The organism is Pseudomonas sp. NPDC087185, assembly GCF_044744955.1.
GTDB lineage: Bacteria > Pseudomonadota > Gammaproteobacteria > Pseudomonadales > Pseudomonadaceae > Aquipseudomonas.
In genome coordinates this window covers 47,517-69,610 of the sequence record NZ_JBIUZK010000001.1, presented here as the reverse complement: position 1 = coordinate 69,610, position 22,094 = coordinate 47,517, and the positions used below count along the sequence as shown (strand labels likewise).

The 22,094-nt window shown below is 63.5% G+C and carries 17 protein-coding genes, 1 other RNA gene and 1 pseudogene; 8 read left to right on the top strand and 11 right to left on the bottom strand.

All coding sequences use genetic code 11. From position 1 onward, the window contains the following. Positions 1-3 precede the first annotated feature (3 nt). From smc to ACIPIJ_RS00225, 5 genes and pseudogenes are all read left to right on the top strand, one after another. The gene (gene smc, locus ACIPIJ_RS00245; RefSeq protein WP_401071629.1) at positions 4-3,492 is read left to right on the top strand and encodes a chromosome segregation protein SMC; all 3,489 of its coding nucleotides are present in this window, start codon (positions 4-6) and stop codon (positions 3,490-3,492) included. Between the two features lie 204 nt (positions 3,493-3,696). Continuing rightward, complete coding sequence (zipA, locus tag ACIPIJ_RS00240; protein ID WP_401071627.1) at positions 3,697-4,587, top strand: cell division protein ZipA; 891 nt, start codon at positions 3,697-3,699, stop codon at positions 4,585-4,587. A 100-nt stretch (positions 4,588-4,687) separates the two neighbouring features. Next, a complete protein-coding gene (gene ligA / locus ACIPIJ_RS00235; protein WP_401071625.1) occupies positions 4,688-7,018 on the top strand; it encodes an NAD-dependent DNA ligase LigA in 2,331 nt (776 codons plus the stop codon). Between the two features lie 219 nt (positions 7,019-7,237). After that, positions 7,238-7,334: signal recognition particle sRNA small type (ffs, locus tag ACIPIJ_RS00230), an RNA gene on the top strand. A gap of 315 nt (positions 7,335-7,649) precedes the next feature. Next, a pseudogene (locus ACIPIJ_RS00225) lies at positions 7,650-8,456 on the top strand (restriction endonuclease); the annotation flags it as partial. Positions 8,457-8,635: 179 nt separating this feature from the next. Here the strand turns inward: ACIPIJ_RS00225 and ACIPIJ_RS00220 are convergent. From ACIPIJ_RS00220 to ACIPIJ_RS00210, 3 genes are all read right to left on the bottom strand, one after another. After that, positions 8,636-8,815, bottom strand: a complete 180-nt coding sequence (locus ACIPIJ_RS00220) for a hypothetical protein (RefSeq protein WP_401071623.1) — start codon at positions 8,813-8,815, stop codon at positions 8,636-8,638. A 22-nt stretch (positions 8,816-8,837) separates the two neighbouring features. Continuing rightward, positions 8,838-9,146 carry a hypothetical protein gene (locus ACIPIJ_RS00215; protein ID WP_401071621.1) on the bottom strand — a complete coding sequence of 103 codons (309 nt, stop codon included), beginning with the start codon at positions 9,144-9,146 and terminating at the stop codon, positions 8,838-8,840. A 185-nt stretch (positions 9,147-9,331) separates the two neighbouring features. Next, the gene (locus ACIPIJ_RS00210; protein WP_401071619.1) at positions 9,332-10,099 is read right to left on the bottom strand and encodes a substrate-binding periplasmic protein; all 768 of its coding nucleotides are present in this window, start codon (positions 10,097-10,099) and stop codon (positions 9,332-9,334) included. Positions 10,100-10,224: 125 nt separating this feature from the next. Here ACIPIJ_RS00210 and dnaX point away from each other — a divergent pair, with 125 nt between their 5' ends. The 3 genes from dnaX (at position 10,225) to recR (ending at position 13,401) form a co-directional block, all read left to right on the top strand. Continuing rightward, positions 10,225-12,309, top strand: coding sequence for a DNA polymerase III subunit gamma/tau (gene dnaX, locus ACIPIJ_RS00205; RefSeq protein ID WP_401071617.1), 2,085 nt, complete (start codon positions 10,225-10,227; stop codon positions 12,307-12,309). A 65-nt stretch (positions 12,310-12,374) separates the two neighbouring features. Further along, positions 12,375-12,710, top strand: coding sequence for a YbaB/EbfC family nucleoid-associated protein (locus ACIPIJ_RS00200; protein ID WP_008093501.1), 336 nt, complete (start codon positions 12,375-12,377; stop codon positions 12,708-12,710). Between the two features lie 88 nt (positions 12,711-12,798). Then, entirely contained in the window at positions 12,799-13,401 is a 603-nt protein-coding gene (gene recR / locus ACIPIJ_RS00195; protein WP_401071615.1) for a recombination mediator RecR, read from the top strand. Positions 13,402-13,477: 76 nt separating this feature from the next. Here the strand turns inward: recR and ACIPIJ_RS00190 are convergent, their stop codons facing one another. The 8 genes from ACIPIJ_RS00190 to ccoG all read right to left on the bottom strand — a co-directional run bounded on the left by ACIPIJ_RS00190 (position 13,478) and on the right by ccoG (position 21,885). Further along, a complete protein-coding gene (locus ACIPIJ_RS00190; RefSeq protein ID WP_003254303.1) occupies positions 13,478-14,026 on the bottom strand; it encodes an adenine phosphoribosyltransferase in 549 nt (182 codons plus the stop codon). A 56-nt stretch (positions 14,027-14,082) separates the two neighbouring features. Beyond that, on the bottom strand, positions 14,083-14,817 hold the full coding sequence (gene fnrA / locus ACIPIJ_RS00185; RefSeq protein ID WP_054884113.1) for a Crp/Fnr family transcriptional regulator FnrA: 735 nt from the start codon (positions 14,815-14,817) through the stop codon (positions 14,083-14,085). A gap of 185 nt (positions 14,818-15,002) precedes the next feature. Next, positions 15,003-16,385: an oxygen-independent coproporphyrinogen III oxidase gene (gene hemN, locus ACIPIJ_RS00180; RefSeq protein ID WP_401071612.1), complete on the bottom strand. Its 1,383-nt coding sequence runs from the start codon at positions 16,383-16,385 to the stop codon at positions 15,003-15,005. Positions 16,386-16,489: 104 nt separating this feature from the next. Then, positions 16,490-17,173, bottom strand: coding sequence for a sulfite exporter TauE/SafE family protein (locus ACIPIJ_RS00175; RefSeq protein WP_401071610.1), 684 nt, complete (start codon positions 17,171-17,173; stop codon positions 16,490-16,492). Next, positions 17,166-17,378 carry a cbb3-type cytochrome oxidase assembly protein CcoS gene (gene ccoS / locus ACIPIJ_RS00170; RefSeq protein WP_401071609.1) on the bottom strand — a complete coding sequence of 71 codons (213 nt, stop codon included), beginning with the start codon at positions 17,376-17,378 and terminating at the stop codon, positions 17,166-17,168. The genes ACIPIJ_RS00175 and ccoS overlap by 8 nt, the downstream gene beginning before the upstream one ends. Positions 17,379-17,391: 13 nt before the next feature. After that, on the bottom strand, positions 17,392-19,836 hold the full coding sequence (locus ACIPIJ_RS00165; protein ID WP_401071607.1) for a heavy metal translocating P-type ATPase: 2,445 nt from the start codon (positions 19,834-19,836) through the stop codon (positions 17,392-17,394). Positions 19,837-19,923: 87 nt separating this feature from the next. Further along, the gene (locus ACIPIJ_RS00160; protein WP_401071605.1) at positions 19,924-20,454 is read right to left on the bottom strand and encodes a FixH family protein; all 531 of its coding nucleotides are present in this window, start codon (positions 20,452-20,454) and stop codon (positions 19,924-19,926) included. Between the two features lie 15 nt (positions 20,455-20,469). Next, a complete protein-coding gene (gene ccoG, locus ACIPIJ_RS00155) occupies positions 20,470-21,885 on the bottom strand; it encodes a cytochrome c oxidase accessory protein CcoG (RefSeq protein WP_401071603.1) in 1,416 nt (471 codons plus the stop codon). Positions 21,886-22,094 lie beyond the last annotated feature (209 nt).

Here is a 22,094-nt window from a genome sequence, read left to right as displayed (position 1 = left end):
CCGGTGCGCCTCAAGTGCATTCGCCTGGCCGGGTTCAAGTCGTTCGTCGACCCGACCACGGTCAATTTCCCCAGCAACATGGCGGCCGTGGTCGGCCCCAATGGCTGTGGCAAGTCCAACATCATCGATGCGGTGCGCTGGGTGATGGGCGAAAGCTCGGCAAAAAACCTGCGCGGCGAGTCGATGACCGATGTCATCTTCAACGGCTCCACCAGCCGCAAGCCAGTGAGCCAGGCCAGCATCGAGCTGATCTTCGACAACAGCGAAACCACGCTGGTGGGCGAGTACGCCGCCTACGCGGAGATTTCCATCCGCCGCAAGGTCACCCGCGACGGGCAGAACACCTATTACCTCAACGGCACCAAGTGCCGCCGCCGGGACATCACCGACATCTTCCTCGGTACCGGCCTGGGCCCGCGCAGCTACTCGATCATCGAGCAAGGAATGATCTCCAAGCTGATCGAAGCCAAGCCCGAAGAGCTGCGCAACTTCATCGAAGAGGCCGCGGGCATCTCCAAGTACAAGGAGCGCCGCCGCGAGACCGAAAACCGCATCCGCCGCACCCAGGAAAACCTGGCGCGCCTGACCGACTTGCGCGAAGAGCTGGAGCGCCAGCTCGAACGCCTGCACCGCCAGGCCCAGGCCGCCGAGAAATACCGCGAATACAAGGCCCAGGAGCGTCAGCTCAAGGCACGCCTGTCGGCCCTGCGCTGGCGTGACCTGGACGAGCGCGTGCGCCAGCGCGAAGCAGTGATCGGCGACCAGGATGTGGCCCACGAGGCGCTGGTCGCCGAGCAGCGTAACGCCGATGCCAGCATCGAACGCCTGCGTGATGGCCATCACGAACTGTCCGAGCGTTTCAACCAGGTGCAGGGCCGCTTCTATTCGGTGGCCGGAGATATCGCCCGCGTCGAGCAGAGCATCCAGCATGGCCAGCAGCGCCTGCGCCAGTTGCAGGATGACTTCAAGGAAGCTGAACGCACGCGGCTGGAAACCGAGTCGCACCTGGGCCACGACCGCACCCTGCTGGCCACCCTCGGCGAAGAGCTGGCGATGCTCGAGCCGGAGCAGGAAATGACCTTGGCCGCAGCCGAAGAGGCCGCCGCCGCCCTCGAAGAAGCCGAGCTGGGCATGCACGGCTGGCAGGAACAGTGGGACAGCTTCAATACCCGCTCGGCCGAGCCGCGTCGCCAGGCCGAAGTGCAGCAATCGCGCCTGCAGCAACTCGAAACCAGCCTGGAGCGCATGGCCGAGCGCCAGCGCAAGCTGGGTGAAGAGCGCGAGCAGTTGGCCGCCGACCCGCAGGATGGCGCCTTGCTCGAACTTGCCGAGCAATTGGCCGCCAGCGAGATGCAGCTGGACGAGCTACAACTGTCGGAAGAACAGCTGGTCGAACGCCTGGAAGGCGTGCGCGAGCAATTGCAGCAGGCCACGCACGCCCAACAGCAACAGCAGGGCGACCTGCAGCGCCTCGGTGGCCGCCTGGCATCGCTGGAAGCCTTGCAGCAAGCCGCGCTGGAGCCGGGCGCAGGTGCTGCCGACTGGCTGCGCGACCAAGGCCTGGAGCAACGGCCGCGGCTGGCCGAAGGGCTGCGGGTGGAGCCGGGTTGGGAGCTGGCAGTGGAAACCGTGCTGGGCGCCGACTTGCAGGCGGTGCTGGTCGACGATTTTGCCGGGCTCGACTTCGCCGAGCTGGAGCAGGGCGACCTGCGCTTGCTGCTGGCCGGCGGTGACCGTGTACGCCAGCCCGGCAGCCTGCTCGACAAGGTCGAAGGCCGCACCGACCTTGCGCCCTGGCTGGCCCAGGTCAGGCCCGTGGAGGACCTCGCCCAGGCCTTGGCCCAGCGTGCCTCGCTCGCTGACGGGCAGAGCCTGGTCAGCCGCGACGGCTACTGGGTTGGACGGCATTTTCTGCGCGTCAGCCGCGGCGGCGAGTCACAGGGCGGCGTGCTGGCGCGCGGCCAGGAAATCGAACGCCTCGGCCAGGAACAGCTGGAGCTGGAAGCTGCGCTGGAACAGCTTGATCAACAGCTGCAGGCCCTGCGTGAGCAGCAAGTGGGCCTGGAAGAGGCGCGCGAACAGCTGCGCCGCCGCACTCAGGAAGAAAGCCGCCAGCACGGTGAGCTGAAGGCCGGCCTCTCGGCTGGCCGCGCCCGCGCCGAGCAGGTCGAACTGCGCCGGCGCCAGTTGCACGAAGAATTGACCGAGCTTCAGGAGCAGCGCGCGCTGGAGCATGAGCAACTGGGTGAGGCGCGCCTGGTGTTGCAGGAGGCCCTGGACCTGATGGCCCAGGACGCCGAGCAGCGCGAGCAGTTGATGGCCCGTCGCGATACCTTGCGCGAAGGCCTCGACCGCATCCGCCAGCAAGCCCGCCAGCACAAGGACCACGCCCACCAGCTGGCCGTGCGCCTGGGCTCGTTGCGCGCCCAGCACGACTCCACCCGCCAGGCGCTGGAGCGCCTGGAGCAACAGGCCGCCCGCCTGAGCGAGCGCCAGGAACAGCTGAGCCTGAACCTGGAAGAGGGCGAGGCACCGCAGGAAGAGCTGCGCCTGAAGCTTGAAGAGCTGCTGGAGCGGCGCATGAGCGTCGACGAGGAAATGCGCCAGGCCCGCCTGCACATGGACGAGGCCGACCGCGCCCTGCGCGATGCTGAAAAACGCCGCACCCAGGCCGAACAGCAGGCCCAGTTGCTGCGCGGCCAGCTCGAACAGCTACGCCTGGAAAGCCAAGGCCTGGACGTGCGCCGCAAGACCCTGCAGGAACAATTGCTGGCCGACGGCTACGATTTGCAGGGTGTGCTGGCCACCGTCGAGGCCGATGCCAGCGAACAGGGCACCGAGCAGGAATTGGAGCAGATCGATGCGCGCATCCAGCGCCTCGGCGCGATCAACCTGGCGGCCATCGAAGAGTACGAGCAGCAGTCCGAGCGCAAGCGTTACCTCGACGCCCAGGACGCCGACCTGGTCGAGGCACTGGACACCCTGGAAAACGTGATCCGCAAGATCGACAAGGAAACCCGCAACCGCTTCAAGGATACCTTTGATCAGATAAATGCCGGATTACAGGCACTTTTCCCGAAAGTTTTCGGTGGCGGCAGCGCTTATCTGGAACTGACGGGCGAAGATCTACTCGATACAGGGGTGACGATCATGGCGCGGCCACCGGGCAAGAAGAACAGCACCATCCATTTGCTGTCTGGCGGCGAGAAGGCACTGACCGCATTGGCGCTGGTGTTTGCGATTTTCAAACTGAACCCCGCACCGTTCTGCATGCTCGACGAGGTCGATGCGCCGCTGGACGATGCCAACGTCGGGCGGTACGCCCGGCTGGTCAAGGAAATGAGCGAAAGCGTGCAGTTCATCTACATCACCCACAACAAGATTGCCATGGAGATGGCGGATCAATTGATGGGGGTGACCATGCACGAGCCTGGCTGTTCACGTCTTGTTGCAGTTGATGTAGAGGAGGCGCTGGCCATGGTCGACGCCTGATGAGCGAAGATAGGGCGCATTCTGTAGGTAAATGCCCCCGTCATGTGCGACAGACGGTGTAAAGTTGTCTTTGGTCGTGCTAGCTTAATGTCACTCGTTTTTTGCGTGGGTAAAACGCCTGTCAGAACATAGAGTTGGCGCCACGTGTTAAAGGGCTTTGAAGCCTTTGTTTTCAAGCATATTTTTATAGAGGCACGGGATTACATGGAAATCGGTCTGCGCGAGTGGCTGATCCTCATCGGCATCATTGTCATCGCCGGTATTCTTTTCGACGGCTGGCGCCGCATGCGCGGCGGAAAAGGCAAGTTGAAATTCCGTCTGGATCGCAGTTATTCCAATGTGCCAGACGAGGAGGGCAGCGCCGAGGTGCTCGGCCCGTCCCGGGTGCTGGATACCCACAAGGAGCCAGAGCTGGACGAAAGCGACCTGCCGTCGCTCAGCGCGCCCCTGCGTGAGCGCGAACGCGAACGGGAAGTTAAGCCGGCCAAGGCCAGCAAGCGTGGCAAGCGCGCCGCCGAAGTGCAGCCGCAGGGCGACCTCGACCTGGTGGCTGAGCCGCGTGAGCCGGACCTGTTTGCCGACAGCGACGACGACTTTGCCGCCGACAGCAACCGCAACACTGGTTTCGCTGCCAATGGCAATGCCGTCAAGGAGCTGCCGCCGGTTGAGGAAGTGCTGGTGATCAGCGTGATCTCCCGCGACGAGGGTGGCTTCAAGGGCCCGGCGCTGTTGCAGAACATTCTCGAAAGCGGCCTGCGTTTCGGTGAAATGGACATCTTCCACCGCCACGAGAGCATGGCGGGTCACGGCGAAGTGCTGTTTTCCATGGCCAATGCGGTCAAGCCCGGCATCTTCGACTTGGACGACATCGACCACTTCAGCACCCGTGCGGTGAGCTTCTTCCTCGGGCTGCCAGGCCCGCGTCATCCGAAGCAGGCCTTCGATGTGATGGTCGCTGCAGCGCGCAAACTGGCCCACGAGCTCAATGGCGAGCTCAAGGACGACCAGCGCAGCGTGCTGACCGCCCAGACCATCGAACATTACCGCCAGCGCATCGTCGAGTTCGAGCGCCGCGCGCTGACCCAGAAACGCTGATGTCATTGAGCGAGCGGACCTTGCCTTGGTCACGCTCGCTTCGTTTCAAGCGCAAGAGCAGCCTAGGGCTGCTCTTTTGCTTTGCAAGAGAACCTGAAGAATGAACGCCGAATCCCGAATCCACGCATTGCGAGCAGAGCTCGACCAGCACAACTACCGCTACTACGTGCTCGACGAGCCGAGCGTGCCCGACGCCGAATACGATCGCCTGTTCAACGAGCTCAAAGCCCTTGAGGCCGAGCACCCGCACCTGGTAACCCCAGACTCGCCCACCCAGCGCGTTGGCGGTACTGCCCTGGCCGCCTTCAGTCAGGTGCGCCACGAAGTGCCGATGCTCAGCCTGGGCAACGCCTTCGAAGAAGCCGACCTGCGCGAATTCGGCCGCCGCGTGGTGGATGGGCTCGACCAGCCGGGTGCAGTCGATTTCAGCTGCGAACCCAAGCTCGATGGCCTGGCGGTGAGCCTGCTGTATCGCGACGGCCAGCTGGTGCAGGGCGCCACCCGTGGCGACGGCACCACCGGCGAAGACATCAGCGCCAACGTGCGCACGGTGCGTAACATCCCGCTCAAGCTGCAGGGCGAAGGCTGGCCAGCCGTGCTTGAGGTGCGGGGTGAAGTGTTCATGAGCAAGGCGGGTTTCGACCGCCTCAATGCTGCCCAGGCTGAAGCCGGCGGCAAGACCTTCGCCAACCCGCGCAACGCTGCTGCCGGCAGCCTGCGCCAGCTGGACTCGAAGATCACCGCCAGCCGCCCGCTGGAATTCTGCTGCTATGGCGTGGGGCAGGTTTCGGCCAGCATCGGCGAAAGCCACATCGCTATTCTCGAACAGCTCAAGGAATGGGGCCTGCCGATCAGCCGTGAGCTGCGCCATGCCGCAGGTATCGAAGAGTGTCTGGCCTACTACCGCGACATCGGCGAGCGGCGCAACAGCCTGCCGTACGAAATCGATGGCGTGGTGTTCAAGGTCAACAGCCTGGCCTCCCAGCGCGAGCTGGGCTTCCGCGCACGCGAGCCGCGCTGGGCCATTGCCCACAAGTTCCCGGCCATGGAAGAGCTCACCGAAGTGCTCGACGTCGAGTTTCAGGTCGGCCGCACCGGCGCGGTAACGCCGGTGGCGCGCCTGAGGCCGGTCAAGGTGGCTGGCGTGACGGTGTCCAACGCGACCCTGCACAACATGGACGAAATCGCCCGCCTGGGCTTGCGCATCGGCGACACAGTGATTATCCGCCGTGCCGGGGACGTGATCCCGCAGGTCATGCAGGTGGTGCTCGAGCGGCGCCCAGCAGATGCCCGCCCGGTGCAGGTGCCCAGCGAATGCCCGGTGTGTGGCTCGCAGGTCGAGCGTACCCAGCTGGTCAAGCGCAGCAAGGGCAAGGAAACCACCAGCGAAGGCGCGGTGTACCGCTGCGTCGGCCGCCTGGCCTGTGGCGCCCAGCTCAAGCAGGCGATCATTCACTATGTGTCGCGTCGCGCCATGGATATCGATGGCCTGGGCGAAAAAAGCGTTGAGCAGTTGGTGGACGAAGGCCTGATCGGATCGCCGGCGGACCTGTACAAGCTGGAGTTCGACCAGATCGTCGGCTTGGAAGGCTTTGCCGAAGTCTCCAGCAAGAAGCTGCTGGACGCTATCGAGGCCAGCAAGTGCCCGAGCCTGGCGCGCTTCATCTACGCTCTGGGCATCCCGGATGTGGGCGAAGAGACCGCCAAGGTGCTTGCCCGCTCACTGGGCAGCCTGGCGCGGGTGCAGCAGGCATTGCCGCAGGTGCTGACGTACCTGCCAGACATTGGCCTGGAAGTGGCGCACGAGATCCACAACTTCTTCGAAGACGAGCACAACCAGAAGGTCATCGAGCAGCTGCTGGCCAGTGGCATGCAGCTGCAGGACGAAGGTGACCTGGCGGCCGAATTCGCTGCGAGCACCACGCTGGCAGGGATGATCGCCAAACTCGACATTCCTTCGGTTGGGCCTACCGGTGCGGAAAAGCTGGTGGCCAAGCTCGACAGCCTGGACAAGATCATCGCGGCTGACGGCATCGACCTGCGTCAGGCCCTGGCGGCCAAGCAGGCTGACGCTGTGCGTGAATTTTTCAGGGACGAGGCCAACCAGACGCTGGCGCGGGATATCGAAGCCCAGTTGTTGGCTTTCGGCATGCATTGGAACAGCGAGAAGAAAGTGGCAGAAGGTTTGCCGCTGGCGGGCCAGACCTGGGTGTTGACCGGCACCTTGGAGCGCATGAGTCGCGATATCGCCAAAGAGAAGCTGGAAAGCCTGGGCGCCAAGGTGGCCGGCTCGGTCTCCGGCAAGACCCACTGCGTGGTCGCCGGGCCGGGTGCGGGCTCCAAACTGGCCAAGGCCAGTGAGCTGGGGGTGAAGGTGCTGGACGAGGATTCGTTTGTCGTGTTCCTGGGCGAGCAGGGCATCGCCGTCTGACTATGCCGGCCGCCGGATCCCACAGGTACTGCACTGCAATCAGGCTCGGTGAGGTCCCTGTGGGAGCACGCTTGCGCGCGAATAGGCCGGTCCAGACCTCCTCGGTTTGGACAAGTCATTGAGAAATGATGACTTTTTCTCCCGTCAGAGGTTGTATCTGCTCCCCAGACCGGTACAATGGCGCCACTCGCTGTTCAGCGAGCCGTGTAGTGGTGGCCCCATCGGTCCCCCCGCATTGATTACCCGTTAACCTGGTCAGGCCCGGAAGGGAGCAGCCATAGCGGGAACATCGAGTGCCGGGGTGTGGCTGGTGGGGCCGCCTCCATTTTATAAGTCCTTAATTTTAATGGACCTTCCTCGCTCAAAATCTCGAAGTGGAATAGTGCTTGGCGTACCTTAGCGGTGCATCAGGTCGAGCCTTCTAGCTTTCTCCTACTTGCTCCCCAGCATTCTTGGCTTTTTGGTCTTTTCGACGCCGCCTCTTTGCACGATCCTGCCGAAAATTTTCAGGGTGATCGGCAATTGCCAGTATGGCGCAGTGCTACTAGGCTGAAGCAACTGAGCGAGGAGCGAGACATGGAATTCATAGAGCGACTGAACGCGTTATCCGCCAAAATCCGCCAGCGAGGCTCACGCCAGCCAGCTGTTCCGATACTTTCATGTCACCAGTGCTCGTATTTCGATCCTCACCAATGGCCAGGTTTACCGGTTCTTCACTGACCTTGACGCTCCAAACAAGATGGATGAGAAACCCTTCCTTGAGTTGGATCTTCTCGATCTAGATGAGCACGCTCTGCCTGAATTGCAGAAGCTCACAAAGTCAGCGTTTGACGTCGATTCCATTATCAGTGCGGCTGGCGAGCTCAAGTACGTTGGTCAGATCAAGAAGGAAATGGCTTCGCAATTCAGTCAGCCGTGTGATGACTTCGTTAAGTTTTTTGCAGCCCGTGTCTACGATGGAATGATCACGCAGAAAGTGAGAGATCAGTTCACAACCTTGACCCGGAAAGCCGCAATCCAGTTTCTTGGAGACCAGGTCAATGATCGTCTGAAGTCGGCGATGAGCGGTGCTGTTGAGCCATCATTTGCTATGGCTACGGTACAAGCAGCCTCGCCTACTGATCCTGCTGAAGAAGCCGGCGAAGATCGCATTCAAACTACCCTTGAAGAGCTGGAAGGCTTTCATATCGTCAAAGCGATAGTCAGGGCGGTTGTAGATGCAAAGCGAATCGTGCACCGCGATACCCAAAGCTACTTTGGAATATTACTGGACGATAACAACCGTAAACTGATTTGTCGGCTGCACTTCAATCGTAGTCAGAAGTACATAGGTATCTTCGATGCCGAGAAGAACGAAACGCGCCATCCGATAACATCTGTGGATGATATTTACGGATTTTCGGAACAGTTGAAGGGGGCTATCTCGCTCTACGAGTAGGCTTCGTAGCTCGCGCTCAAGACTGACTATCTAAGGCGCGAGGTGCTCCAGAGCTGATTTCGTGCCGGCTAAGCGATAGCATTCACGTTGCCGGGCAATCTACGGAACGCCAGCACGTTATGATGATGGCCATGAAGCCCGCTTTAGAGGCGAAGAATTTCTGTCATCAGAAGCTCGCCCTAAAGCGATTTCATTACCAGAACCGCTGTCACTACTCCGATCAACCCCAATCCCATGCCCAAGGTGAACGGTATCAGGACTTGCCAAGGTGATGTCATTCTTGCCTTGCGAAGATCTTCGTCCAGCGCTTCAAGTTCACGTTGAAACCTGATCGCGCTTTCCTCATTCAAACGGGTCATCATCGTTCCTCATGCAAGAAGTTCAGCGCTTTATCAGTAGGCTCAGGATGTCTGCGACTGCCACCATGAATGCTGTTCCAACCGTTAACGGGTAGCAGAATGCTTCTTTTTTGAGTTTGCATTCTTCGGCTGCGAATTTACGAGCCTCCGCTGCCAGCTTGCGATTTTCGAGAAAAAATTGTCCCTGATCCACCTCACACTTAGCGAAGGCGTCGTGCCGATGGAATTCGTGCTGATGAATGTTTCGCACTACCTGATGTTCGCCTACAGCGACAGTCGGCGGGCGCTTGAGCGGATCGAGGATGAAGAGGCGCGGCAGCAGCTTGAGCATGGGTTGCGTGCGATGCAGATTGCTTGGGGCAGGCGGATGCGCTGGCGCTGGCGGTTGAGCGGCAGGCGGGATTGCACAACGGCTGACAGGTGCTTGCATTGAGGGTTGTGTAGTTTTCAAGATCGAGCGCCGCGCGGGCGGCGCTCGATCTGATGGGCGGCATCACTCGCATGGCGATCCCCCACTCAAGGCCGCACCACCGAGACCTCTCCCGAATACACCGCCGCCCCATACTGCCGCGTCATCCGTTCGATCTCCCCCGACTCCTTCATTCTCACCAGTGCCCGCAGCACTCCCTGTGTCGGCAACACCGGATCATTGCGCACCATGCACCCCAGCGCCTGTTCCTCCAGCACCGCCAGTACCTGCAAATGCTGATCGGCCGGCAGCCGCTGGTTGAACCATTGCAGCGACAGTTCATTGCTCACCGCATGCCGATAGCGCCCAATCTGCAGCTTCTGCAGTGCCAGCTCCTGGCTGCGGCTGTCCTCACGGTGCAACTGCCCCTGTGCAAACAATGGCTCCAGCGTGGTGTAGGTGTAGCCGAGCACCGTGCCAATGGCCTGCCGCGGCAATTGCTCAGGGCGTGTACCGCGGCTTTCGCTTGGCTGCCCGACCAGCACATCGCGCTGATGAAACAACGGTATGCTCCAGACAAAATTCCCCGGCCGGTCATTGAACCATTGGGTGCTGACATAGCAGCGCACATCGATGTCGCCATCATCCATCGCCTGTTGCAGGCGCAGGCGTGCCATGACGTGGTACTCGGGGCGGGCGCCGACTTCGCGGGCGATGGCTTGCATCAGGTCGAACAGCAGCCCTTCGACCGGCTGCTCACCCTCCACGCGCACCAGCGGCATGCTCCAGCTTTCGGCGACGGAGAAGCGCAGTACTGGCTGATCCGCCAGGCTGTAGGGGGTCCAGAGCAACAACAGGGCCAGCAGTTTTCGCAAGGCACATCCTCCCTGAACAGCGTGCGCCAGTTACTTAGCGTAGACGAACCTTGCAGGGTGCAATTTCGGCCCCGCTCCGCTAGCATTAGCGATCTTCCGCTGGATCAGGCTGCGATGGTTTTTCGATGAGTTATCAGGTTCTTGCACGTAAATGGCGTCCGCGCTCGTTCCGCGAAATGGTCGGCCAGGCCCATGTGCTCAAGGCCTTGATCAATGCCTTGGACAACCAGCGCCTGCACCATGCCTACCTGTTCACCGGTACGCGCGGCGTGGGCAAGACCACCATTGCGCGAATCATCGCCAAGTGCCTCAACTGCGAGACCGGTATCACCTCCACGCCGTGCGGCACCTGCTCGGTGTGCCGCGAGATCGATGAAGGCCGCTTCGTCGACCTGATCGAAATCGACGCCGCCAGCCGCACCAAGGTCGAGGACACCCGCGAGCTGCTCGACAATGTGCAGTACGCGCCGAGCCGTGGGCGCTTCAAGGTCTACCTGATCGACGAAGTGCACATGCTCTCCACGCACTCGTTCAATGCCTTGCTCAAGACGCTGGAAGAGCCGCCACCCTACGTCAAGTTCATCCTTGCCACCACCGACCCGCAGAAACTGCCGGCCACCATCCTCTCGCGCTGCCTGCAGTTCTCGCTGAAGAACATGAGCCCGGAGCGGGTGGTCGAGCACCTGAGCCACGTGCTGGCGGCCGAGAACGTGCCGTTCGAGCCGGACGCCCTGTGGCTGCTGGGCCGCGCGGCCGATGGTTCGATGCGCGATGCCATGAGCCTCACCGACCAGGCCATTGCCTTCGGCGAGGGGAAAGTGCTGGCCGCCGATGTGCGTGCCATGCTTGGCAGCCTCGACCACGGCCAGGTGTATGGCGTGCTGCAGGCGCTGCTGGAAGGCGATGCGCGGGCGCTGCTGGAGGCGGTGCGCAACCTCGCCGAGCAAGGGCCGGACTGGAGTGGCGTGCTGGCCGAAATGCTCAATGTGTTGCACCGCGTGGCGATTGCCCAGGCCCTGCCGGAAGCGGTGGACAATGGCCAGGGCGACCGCGACCGGGTGCTGGCGCTGGCCTCGGCCTTGCCCGCCGAGGACGTACAGTTCTATTACCAGATGGGCCTGATCGGCCGCCGCGACCTGCCCTTGGCGCCGGACCCGCGCGGCGGGTTCGAAATGGTCCTGTTGCGCATGCTGGCGTTCCGCCCGGCCGATAGCGACGATGCACCGAAGCCGGTACTAAAGCCGGTGGGGATCAGCCAAGCCACAGCTGATCCTGCAACCCCGGTGGCGGCGCCTGCGGTGGTCGCTGAGGCGCCTGTCGTTGCCGCGGTGGCAGCCGCAGCAGTGGTTGCGGCCCCGCAAGCGGTGGATACTGCCGTCGTCGAGGCCGCGCCTGCCCCGCAGCCAGAACCCGAGCCTGAGGCAGTGATCGCCGAGCCTGTGCCAGCGCCGGTGGCGGAGGTCATCGACCTGCCCTGGGAAGAGCCGGCTGGCAAGCCAGCGCCCGTTGCCGCCGAGCCCGAGTCCGAGCCTGAGCCTGAGCTAGCGCCTGCTGCGGTACCCGCACCCGAACCCGAACCCGAACCGCAGGTTCCTCATCCCGCCGCTGACGAGCCGCCCTTCGACCCGTCTGCCTACGCTCCGGCAGGCATGGACCGTGACGACGAGCCGCCGATGGATGAGGACTACTACGTCGGCGACAGCGACCCGGTCGGCTTCAGTTATCTCGACGAACTGGTCGAGCACGTCCAGGAAGAAGTCCCGATCGCCGTCCCTGAGCCGCTTCCGGCGGCCAAGCCCGCCACGGGTTTGGCCCTGCAATGGCTGGAATTATTCCCACAGTTGCCTGTGTCCGGGATGACAGGCAACATCGCCGCAAACTGTACGCTGATTGCTGCAGACGGTGACGACTGGCTGCTGCACCTGGACCCGGGCCAGGGGGCGCTGTTCAACGCCACCCAGCAACGCCGCCTGAACGACGCGCTCAACCAGCACCTGGGGCGCACGCTCAACCTGCGTATCGAGCTGATCCTGCCCGAGCAGGAAACCCCGGCCCAGGCGGGCGCGCGCAAGCGGGCCGAGCGCCAGCAGGATGCCGTGACCTCGATCGAGCAGGACCCGCTCATCCAGCAGATGATCAAGCAGTTCGGTGCCAAGGTGCGACAGGATACTATTGAGCCTGTAGAGGCCCTGGTCAGCCAGGGCCAGTAACGGATTAACATGCGGCCGGCTTTGAGCCAGGCCGCAACACATGACCCAAATCGAGGTATACCCCCATGATGAAAGGTGGCATGGCCGGCCTGATGAAGCAGGCCCAGCAGATGCAGGAAAAAATGGCCAAGATGCAGGAAGAACTGGCCAACGCCGAAGTGACCGGCCAATCCGGTGGCGGCCTGGTGAGCGTGGTGATGACCGGTCGTCATGACGTCAAGCGCGTCAGCATCGATCAGAGCCTGATGTCGACCGACGAAGACGACAAGGAAGTGCTCGAAGACCTGATCGCCGCCGCCCTGAACGACGCCGTGCGCAAGGTCGAGCAGAGCAGTCAGGAAAAAATGGGTGGCATGACCGCAGGCATGCAACTGCCGCCGGGCTTCAAGATGCCGTTCTGATCGCTTTCTGCTTCAAAATGGGGAGTAACGGCCATGCGGTCGTTGCTCCCTTGTTCATTCTGTTTCCTGAATTGGCAGGCCCGCATACATGAGCTTCAGCCCCCTGATCCGCCAACTGATCGATGCCCTGCGCATCTTGCCCGGCGTCGGCCAGAAAACCGCCCAGCGCATGGCCCTGCAGCTGCTGGAGCGCGACCGCAGCGGCGGCACGCGCCTGGCCCAGGCCCTGACCCAGGCCATGGACGGCGTTGGCCATTGCCGCCAGTGCCGCACCCTCACCGAGCAGGCGCTATGCCCGCAGTGCGCCGATCCGCGCCGTGACGACACCCAGCTGTGCGTGGTGGAAGGGCCGATGGACGTGTATGCGGTGGAGCAGACCGGCTATCGCGGCCGCTATTTCGTGCTCAAGGGGCACCTGTCGCCGCTGGATGGCCTGGGGCCTGAGGCGATCGGTGTGCCCCAGCTGATGGCGCGGATCGAAGAGCAGGGCACCTTTACCGAAGTGATCCTGGCGACCAACCCGACCGTGGAAGGGGAGGCGACAGCGCATTACATCGCTCAATTGCTGGCCGAGAAAGGGCTGGTGGCTTCGCGGATCGCCCATGGCGTGCCATTGGGCGGCGAACTGGAGCTGGTCGATGGCGGGACGCTGGCGCATGCCTTTGCGGGGCGCAGGCCGATCTCCCTTTGATTGAATTGGGGTCGCTATGCGACCCATTCGCGGGGCAAGCCCGCAAATGGGCGGCACAGCCGCCCTCAAAGACGACTCAGTATTCGCTCAGCGAAAACTCGGTCAGGCAGAAGGTCGGCACACCCGCCGCCTGCAGCCGGCGCGAACCGTCCAGCTCGGGCAAATCAATGATCGCCGCCGCCTCGAACACTTGCGCACCGGTGCGGCGCACCAGGTTGGCCGCAGCCAGCAGGGTACCGCCCGTGGCAATCAGGTCGTCGAAGATCAGCACCGAATCGCCTTCGCACAGGCTGTCGGCGTGCACTTCCAGAAAGGCTTCACCATATTCGGTCTGGTAACCCTCCGACAATACGTCGGCCGGCAGCTTGCCTTGCTTGCGGAACAGGATCAGTGGTTTGTTCAGCTGGTGGGCGATGATCGAGCCGATCAGAAAGCCCCGCGCGTCCATGGCGCCGATGTGGCTGAACTCAGCCTCCACGTAACGCTCGATGAACTGGTCGGCGACATAGCGCAGCCCGCGCGGCGACTGGAACAGCGGGGTGATGTCGCGAAAGATCACGCCCGGTTTGGGGAAGTCCACTACCGGGCGGATCAGGGCTTTGAGGTCGAAGGCTTCGCTGTGCATTGTTGCGGGTATCCTGGAAAAACGAATGCGCCAGTATACCTTTTTCAGCCAGGCTTTCAGGCCTCCATTGCGCCACCGGCCAGCGCGCACAGCTGGATCGGGTCGAGGATGTGCACTTCCTTGCCTTCGGCGCGGATCAGGCCGTTCTGCTGGAAGCGGGTGAACACCCGCGACACGGTTTCCACCGCCAGGCCCAGGTAGTTGCCGATCTCGTTGCGCGACATGCTCAAGCGGAACTGGTTGGCCGAATAGCCGCGGGCGCGGAAGCGCGCGGAGAGGTTGACCAGGAAGGTGGCAATGCGCTCGTCGGCGGTTTTTTTCGACAGCAGCAGCATCATCTGCTGGTCGTCGCGGATTTCGCGGCTCATCACCCGCATCAACTGGCGGCGCAGCTGTGGCAATTGCACCGAGAGCTCGTCAAGGCGCTCGAAGGGGATCTCGCACACCGAGGTGGTTTCCTGGGCCTGGGCTGAGACCGGGTAGGCTTCGGTATCCATGCCGGACAGCCCGACCAGCTCGCTGGGCAGGTGGAAGCCGGTGATCTGTTCTTCGCCGCTGTCGCTCAGGCTGAACGTCTTGAGGGCACCGGAGCGTACCGCGTAGACCGAGCCGAAATTGTCACCCTGGCGGAACAGGAACTCGCCTTTTTTCAGCGGTCGCCCGCGTTTGACGATTTCATCCAGTGCGTCCATGTCTTCCAGGTTGAGCGAAAGAGGCAGGCACAGGGGGGCCAGGCTGCAATCCTTGCAATGGGCCTGGTTGTGGGCGCGCAGTTTGACTGGCTCGGACATTTGAATCGATCCTTGTGGGAAAGCACACATAAGTCGTAAGGGTAACCTACGGCATAGGGTGTAGGCCAGTGTGCGCGATTGTGGTGCGCCCTGGCCGAACCCCAGCTGCATGATGCCGGGGGTCCGTTCGTGCCCATAGTGTGCCTGGCCTGGAGGCTTGTCCATGCGGTCAATCGACTCGCGTGCTAGATCACGCGCGAGAAGCGCTGGCGGTTGTGCATCGCCAGGTAGGCGTCGAACACCATGCACACCGAGCGGGCCAGCAGGCGCCCGGCCGGCAGGATGCGCAGGCCTTTGTCGTCCAGGCGGATCAGGCCGTCGCGTTGCATGGTCAGCAGCGCCGGCCACAGGTCGTTGAAGTAACCGCGAAAATCGATGGTGAAGGCCTCTTCGATCGGTTCGAAATCCAGCTCGAAATGGCAGATCAACTGTTGGATCACGGCCCGGCGCAAGCGGTCGTCGTGGTTGCACAGCAGCCCGCGCTGGGTGGCCAGCTGGGCGGTGGAGAGGGTGTCCTGGTAGGTGTTGAGGTCGCTGCTGTTCTGGCAGTACAGGTCGCCGATCTGGCTGATCGCCGACACCCCCAGGCCGATCAGGTCGCAGTGGCCGTGGGTGGTGTAGCCCTGGAAGTTGCGCTGCAGGGTGCCTTCTTCCTGGGCGACGGCCAGCTCGTCGTCGGGCAGGGCGAAGTGGTCCATGCCGATGTAGCGGTAACCGGCATCGGTGAGTTGTTCGATGGTGGCGTGGAGCATTTCCAGCTTGGCCGCCGGGGCCGGCAGGTCGTTGCTGTCGATGCGCCGTTGCGGCATGAAGCGCTCGGGCAGGTGGGCGTAGTTGAACACCGACAGGCGGTCGGGCTGCAGGCGGATCACCTCTTCGACGGTGCGCGCGAAGCCCTCCGGGGTCTGCTTGGGCAGGCCGTAGATGAGGTCCAGGTTGACCGAGCGGAACTGCAGGGTGCGCGCCGCCTCGATCAGGGTGCGGGTCTGCTCCAGGCTCTGCAGGCGGTTGACCGCACGCTGCACGGCCGGGTCCAGGTCCTGCACGCCGAGGCTGACACGGTTGAATCCCAGTTCGCGCAGCAGGCCCATGGTCGACCAGTCGGCTTCGCGTGGGTCGAGCTCGATGCCGTAATCGCCGGAATCGTCGTCCAGCAGGTTGAAATGCTGGCGCAAGGTGGCCATCAGCTGGCGCAGCTCTACATGGCTGAGGAAGGTCGGCGTGCCGCCGCCAAAATGCAGCTGTTCAACACGTTGCTTAGGGGCCAGGTGGCAGGCGATCAGCTGGATCTCCTGCTCCAGGCGCTGCAGGTAAGGCGCGGCGCGGCCCCGGTCCTTGGTGATGACCTTGTTGCAGGCGCAGTAGTAGCAGATGTTGGCGCAGAACGGCACGTGCACGTACAGCGACAGCGGGCGCACCGCTCGGCGGCTTTCGCGCAGGGCGTGGAGCAGGTCGAACGAGCCCACTTCGCTGTGCAGTTGCACGGCGGTGGGGTAGGAGGTGTAGCGCGGGCCGGCCAGATCGTAGCGGCGGATCAGGTCGGCATCCCAGCGTAGATCTTCGAGCATGTGGGCGGTCCCCGGAATGAGCAGCAGTGCCCCGGAGTCTAGGGTCGTCTGTAGGAATCTGTGTTGATTTGTATCAAGAGCTATTGGGCTGCGCTGCGCCGCTGTCAGTGCCCCATCAACCAGTGCTGATGCGGCCCAGGCAAGGTCCAGATGCCAAACAGGATCACCAGCAGGCCGCCCGCCATTCGCACGCTGCGTCGGCGCAACAGGCTGTTCACCCGCTCTGCTGCGAGCCCGGTGGCCAGCAGCACCGGCCATGTTCCCAGCCCGAACGCCAGCATTAGCGCCGCGCTATACCCCGCATTGCCCTGGCTGGCCGCCCACAGCAAGGTGCTGTACACCAGACCGCACGGCAGCCATCCCCACAGCGCCCCCAGTAACAGAGCCCGGGGCAGGCTGGAGACGGGCAGTAAGCGCGATGCCACAGGCTGGATATGCCGCCACAGCCCTCTGCCCAGCGCTTCGATCCGCGTCAGCCCACTCCACCAGCCAGCCAGGTACAGCCCCATGGCGATCAGCAGCAGTGCGGCCACCACGCGCAGCGCCAGGGCCGCCGGGCTGCTCGCCACGGCCCAGCCAGCCAGGCCCAGCAACAGGCCTGCGCAGGCGTAACTGAGGATGCGCCCAAGGTTGTACGCCAGCAGCAGGCGTGCACGCCTGCCGCGTTGTTCGGGTGGGATGGCCAGGGTCAGCGCGCCCATCAGGCCACCGCACATGCCCAGGCAGTGGCCGCCGCCCAGCAAGCCGAGCACCAGCGCCGAACCGAGCAGGGGGAGCAGGTCAGGCACGGGGCGGTTGGTCCTTGTCGTGCGGTTGCGTGTCTTCGGGCTTCACGGCCGCCTGGTGGCGTGGGTCCTGGTCATCGAACAGGATGCTGTGGGCGGGGCCGTCAAGGTCGTCGTACTGGCCGCTGTCCACGGCCCAGAAGAAGATGTACACGGCGACGCCGACGAGCAGCAGGGCGGCCGGGATCATGACATAAAGGGCTGGCATGGGCGGCTCCTGATCAGGCAATGGCAGGGTGTGCGGGGTTGCTGGCGGCCGGTACGCTCGGCAGTCGGGTCAGGCGCAGGGCGTTGAGGACCACGATCAGCGAGCTGACCGACATGCCGACGGCGGCCCACACCGGGGTGATCCAGCCGAGCGCGGCAAACGGCAACATGAGGCCATTATACAGGGTCGCCCAGAACAGGTTCTCGAGGATATTGCGGCGGGTGCGGCGTGCCAGGTCGAAGGCCTGCACCAGGGCCTGCAGGCGATTGCTCAGCAGCACCGCATCGGCGCTGGTTTTCGCAAGGTCGGTGGCGCTGCCCATGGCGATGCTGATGTCGGCAGCGGCCAGTACCGGCACATCGTTGACCCCGTCGCCGAGCATCAGCACCTTGCGCCCGGACGTCTGCAGTGCCTTCAGCCGGTCCAGCTTGTCATCCGGGCGCAGGCCGCCGATGGCCTGGTCGATGCCCAACTGGGCGGCCACTTCGGCGACCATCGGCGAGCTGTCGCCCGACAGCAGCAGGGTGCGCCAGCCACGTGCCTTGCAGGCTGCCAGCAGGGCTGGGGCATCGTCGCGCAGGCGGTCGTCCAGGCCGAACCAGGCCAGCGGGCCGTGGCGATCACCCAGCAACAGCCACTGGCCGCGAGGCTCTGGTACGGCGGGAATTTCGGTGCCGCTGAGGGCACAGACGAAGGTGGCCTGGCCGATGCGTAGGCGCTGGCCGTGCACCAGGCCCTCCAGGCCCAGGCCGGGCACCGTTTGCACGTCGTCAGCAGGCGCGGCATTGCGGCCGAAGGCCCGGGCGATGGGGTGTTCCGAGCGGTTTTCCAGGGCGGCGGCCAAGGCCAGGCAGCGGTCGGCGGCCGTTTTACCCAGTGGGCGGATGCTGCGCAGGGCCAGGCGGCCTTCGGTGAGTGTGCCGGTCTTGTCGAAAATGACCGTGTCGATCTGGTTCAGGCCTTCCAGCACGTGGCCGCGGGTGACCAGCAAGCCGAGTTTGTGCAGGGTGCCGGTGGCGGCCGTCAGGGCAGTGGGCGTGGCCAGCGACAGCGCGCACGGGCAGGTTGCTACCAGCATGGCCAGGACGATCCAGAAGGCCCGTGTCGGGTCCAGGTGCCACCACCACAGGCCGATCACGACGGCGGCCAGCAGGGTGAACAGCAGGAACCACTGCGAGGCGCGGTCGGCGATCTCGGCCAGGCGTGGTTTTTCGGTTTGCGCGCGTTCCAGCAAACGCACGATGGCCGACAGCCGTGAGTCGTGGCCGAGGGCTTCGACTTCGACGTTCAAGGTGCTCTCGACATTCAGGGTGCCGCCGGTGACCCGTTCGCCAACGCGCCGGGGTTGCGGCAGGTATTCACCGGTCAGCAGCGACTCGTCGACACTGGAGCGCCCTTCGATGATGCGACCATCTGCCGGGATCACCGCGCCGGGTAACACTTGCACGGTGTCGCCGCGCTGCAGTTCGCTGAGCAGGATGCGCTCGGCTCGGCCGATCGGGTCCAGGCGCAGGCACGACGCTGGCAACAAGTTGACCAGCTGTGCGGTGGCCGCTGCCGTGCGCTCGCGAGCACGGCGCTCCAGGTAGCGGCCAGTGAGCAGAAACAGCGCGAACATGCCCACGGTGTCGAAATACAGCTCGCCACTGCCGGTAATGGCGGTCCAGATCCCGGCGCCGAAGGCCAGCGCAATGGCCAGTGATACCGAAACGTCCATGGTCAGGTGGCGGGTACGCAGGTCGCGTGCAGCGCCCTTGAAGAACGGTGCGCAGCTGTAGAACACGATGGGAATGGTCAGAAACAGCGCCACCCAGCGCAGGATGGTGTGCAGCTGCGGAGATAGATCGATGTTGAATTCGGGCCAGGTGGCCATGGTCGCCATCATCGCCTGGAACCACAGCAGCCCGGCCACGCCCAGCCGGCGCAGGGCGCTGCGGTTTTCCCGGGCCAGCTGTTCGGCGGCCTGGTCGGGTTGGTATGGGTGCGCGGCATAGCCGATCTGGCGCAGCTCGGCCAGCAGCCGGGAGAGTGGCAATTGATGGTCTTGCCAGCTGAGCAGCAGGCGGTGGTTTGACAGGTTGAGCCGTGCCTCAATCACGCCGGGCACATTGCGCAGGTGTTTTTCGATCAGCCAGCCGCAGGCGGCGCAGCTGATGCCCTCGACCAGCAAGGTGGCTTCGGCCAGCTCGCCGGCGTGGTGGACGAAGCGTTGCTGCACGTCGCTGCGGTCGAACAGGGCCAGCTCGTCTGGCACTTGTTTGGGCAGGGCTTCGGGGTTGGCGCTGCTGTCGCTGCGGTGCTGGTAATAGTGCTCCAGGCCGCCGGCGACGATGGCTTCGGCCACCGCCTGGCAGCCAGGGCAGCAGAATTGTCGTGGCTCACCGAGCACCACGGCAGTGAAGCGGCTACCGGCAGGGACGGGCAGGGCGCAGTGGTAGCAGGGGGTGGGTTGGGTCATCGCGTTGTTGCCTTACACAAATGGCCGGCAGTAAACGGTACCTGTGGGGGCGGGCAAGCCCGCTCCCACAGGAAAATGTTCGAGTTTCTACTGGTGATGTTCAGCCCCTTGCAGCGCTTCATCGCCCAGCTGCAAGGTCACACCATGCTCGACCTTCTCTTCCTCGAACAACCGCCACACGTGCGCATCCTGGCTGCCCAGCAGCTCGACGAAGCGCCGACCGTCGACCTTGTCATCCAATTGGCCGACATAACGCCCTGGTTCGGCACGGCTCAGCAGCACCTTGCGGTCCTTGTCCGGCTGGGTCGGCGAGATCAGGTTCAGCTCCAGGCTTTGTGGGCCGCTGTTGCCGGTCAGGCGCACGTCCACTTCGCCGGTCAGTTCGTCGAGGTGTACGCTGGCCTTGAGGTTCAGGGTCTGCGCCAGCAGTTCACGGTCCAGCGAGCGGTTGATGCCCTTGCCGGCTTCGTAGTAGTTGTCGTTGACCAGGTTGTCCGGGTTGCGCACGGCGATGCTGACCATGGTCAGGCTCAGGCACACCGAGGTGGTCAGGATGGCGATGATGATCCAGGGCCAGAGGTGCTTGTACCAGGGGCTGATGGCGGTGGCGGCAGGCATTGTGCAAAGTCTCTCTCAGCGGATCTGTGGGCCGATGAAGCGGCTCTTGGCTTCGACCTCGGCAGCGCTGTCGTCAGCACTCTTGAGGATGAAGGTGATTTCGTTGGTGGTCGAGGGCAGTTTCTCAGGGGCGACCGACAATTGCACCGGCAGGCTGACGATGTCGCCGGCGGCCACGCGGATCTCGCGCTGGCCTTCCAGGCGCAGGTCCGGCAGGCCGGCGGCGTCGAGCACATACACGTGGTCGCGCTGGTCCTTGTTCATGACCTTGAGGCTGTACACGTTTTCGATCCGGCCCTGGGCGTTCTCGCGGTACAGCACGCGGTCCTTGCTGACGTCGAAGCCGACCAGCGAGCGGGTGGCGAAGGCGGTGGCCAGGGCGCCGATCATCACCAGCAGCACCAGCGCGTAACCGATCAGCCGTGGGCGCAGCATGTGGGTCTTCTGCCCCGACAGGTTGTGCTCGGTGGTGTAGCTGATCAGGCCTTTGGGGTAGTTCATCTTTTCCATGATGCTGTCGCAGGCGTCGATGCAGGCGGCGCAGCCGATGCACTCGATCTGCAGCCCATCGCGGATGTCGATGCCGGTGGGGCAGACCTGCACGCACATGGTGCAGTCGATGCAGTCGCCCAGGCCCTGGGCCTTGTAGTCCGTGTCCTTTTTACGCGGGCCACGGGTTTCGCCGCGGCGCGGGTCGTAGGAAACGATCAGGGTGTCCTTGTCGAACATCACGCTCTGGAAGCGCGCATAAGGGCACATGTACACGCACACCTGCTCGCGCAGCCAGCCGGCGTTGCCGTAGGTGGCGAGGGTGAAGAAGCCGACCCAGAAGTAGGCCCAGCCATCGGCCTGGCCTGTGAAGAATTCGATGGCCAGTTCGCGGATCGGCGAGAAGTAACCGACGAAAGTCATGCCGGTGACGAAGCCGATCAGCAGCCACAGGCTGTGCTTGGCGAACTTGCGCAGGAACTTGTTGCCGCTCATGGGCGCCCGGTCAAGCTTCATGCGCTGGTTGCGGTCACCCTCGGTGACTTTTTCGCACCACATGAAAATCCATGTCCACACGCTTTGCGGGCAGGTGTAGCCGCACCAGACGCGGCCGGCGTACACGGTGACGAAGAACAGGCCGAAGGCGGCGACGATGAGGATGCCCGAGAGCAGGATGAAGTCTTGTGGCCAGATAGTGGCGCCGAAGATGTAGAACTTGCGCTCCGGCAGGTTCCACCACACGGCCTGGTGGCCGCTCCAGTTCAGCCACACGGTGCCGAAGTACAGCAGGAACAATACCGCCCCGCCGACCATCCGCAGCCGGCGGAAGATGCCGGTGAAGGCGCGGGTGTAGATTTTTTCGCGAGAGGCGTAGAGGTCGACGGAATCCTTCCCTTTGCTGGCAGGCGGGGTGACATCATGTACCGGAATTTGCTTGCTCATCATCAAGTCCCACGGCAGTGGAAAAACGCCGCGGCCAGTGCATGCCGGCTGCGGTCTCGCGCATTCTGCTAGCGCTCTGCGGCCCATGATACGCCGGTGATAGCACTCTGGGGGCGCGCTGCGACCTTTAGTCGCGTTGGGTTCGTGGTGTGAATCGTGATATGGCGGGTGTCAATTGATCCAGGTCAGCAGGTGGTGCATTTGCCGGC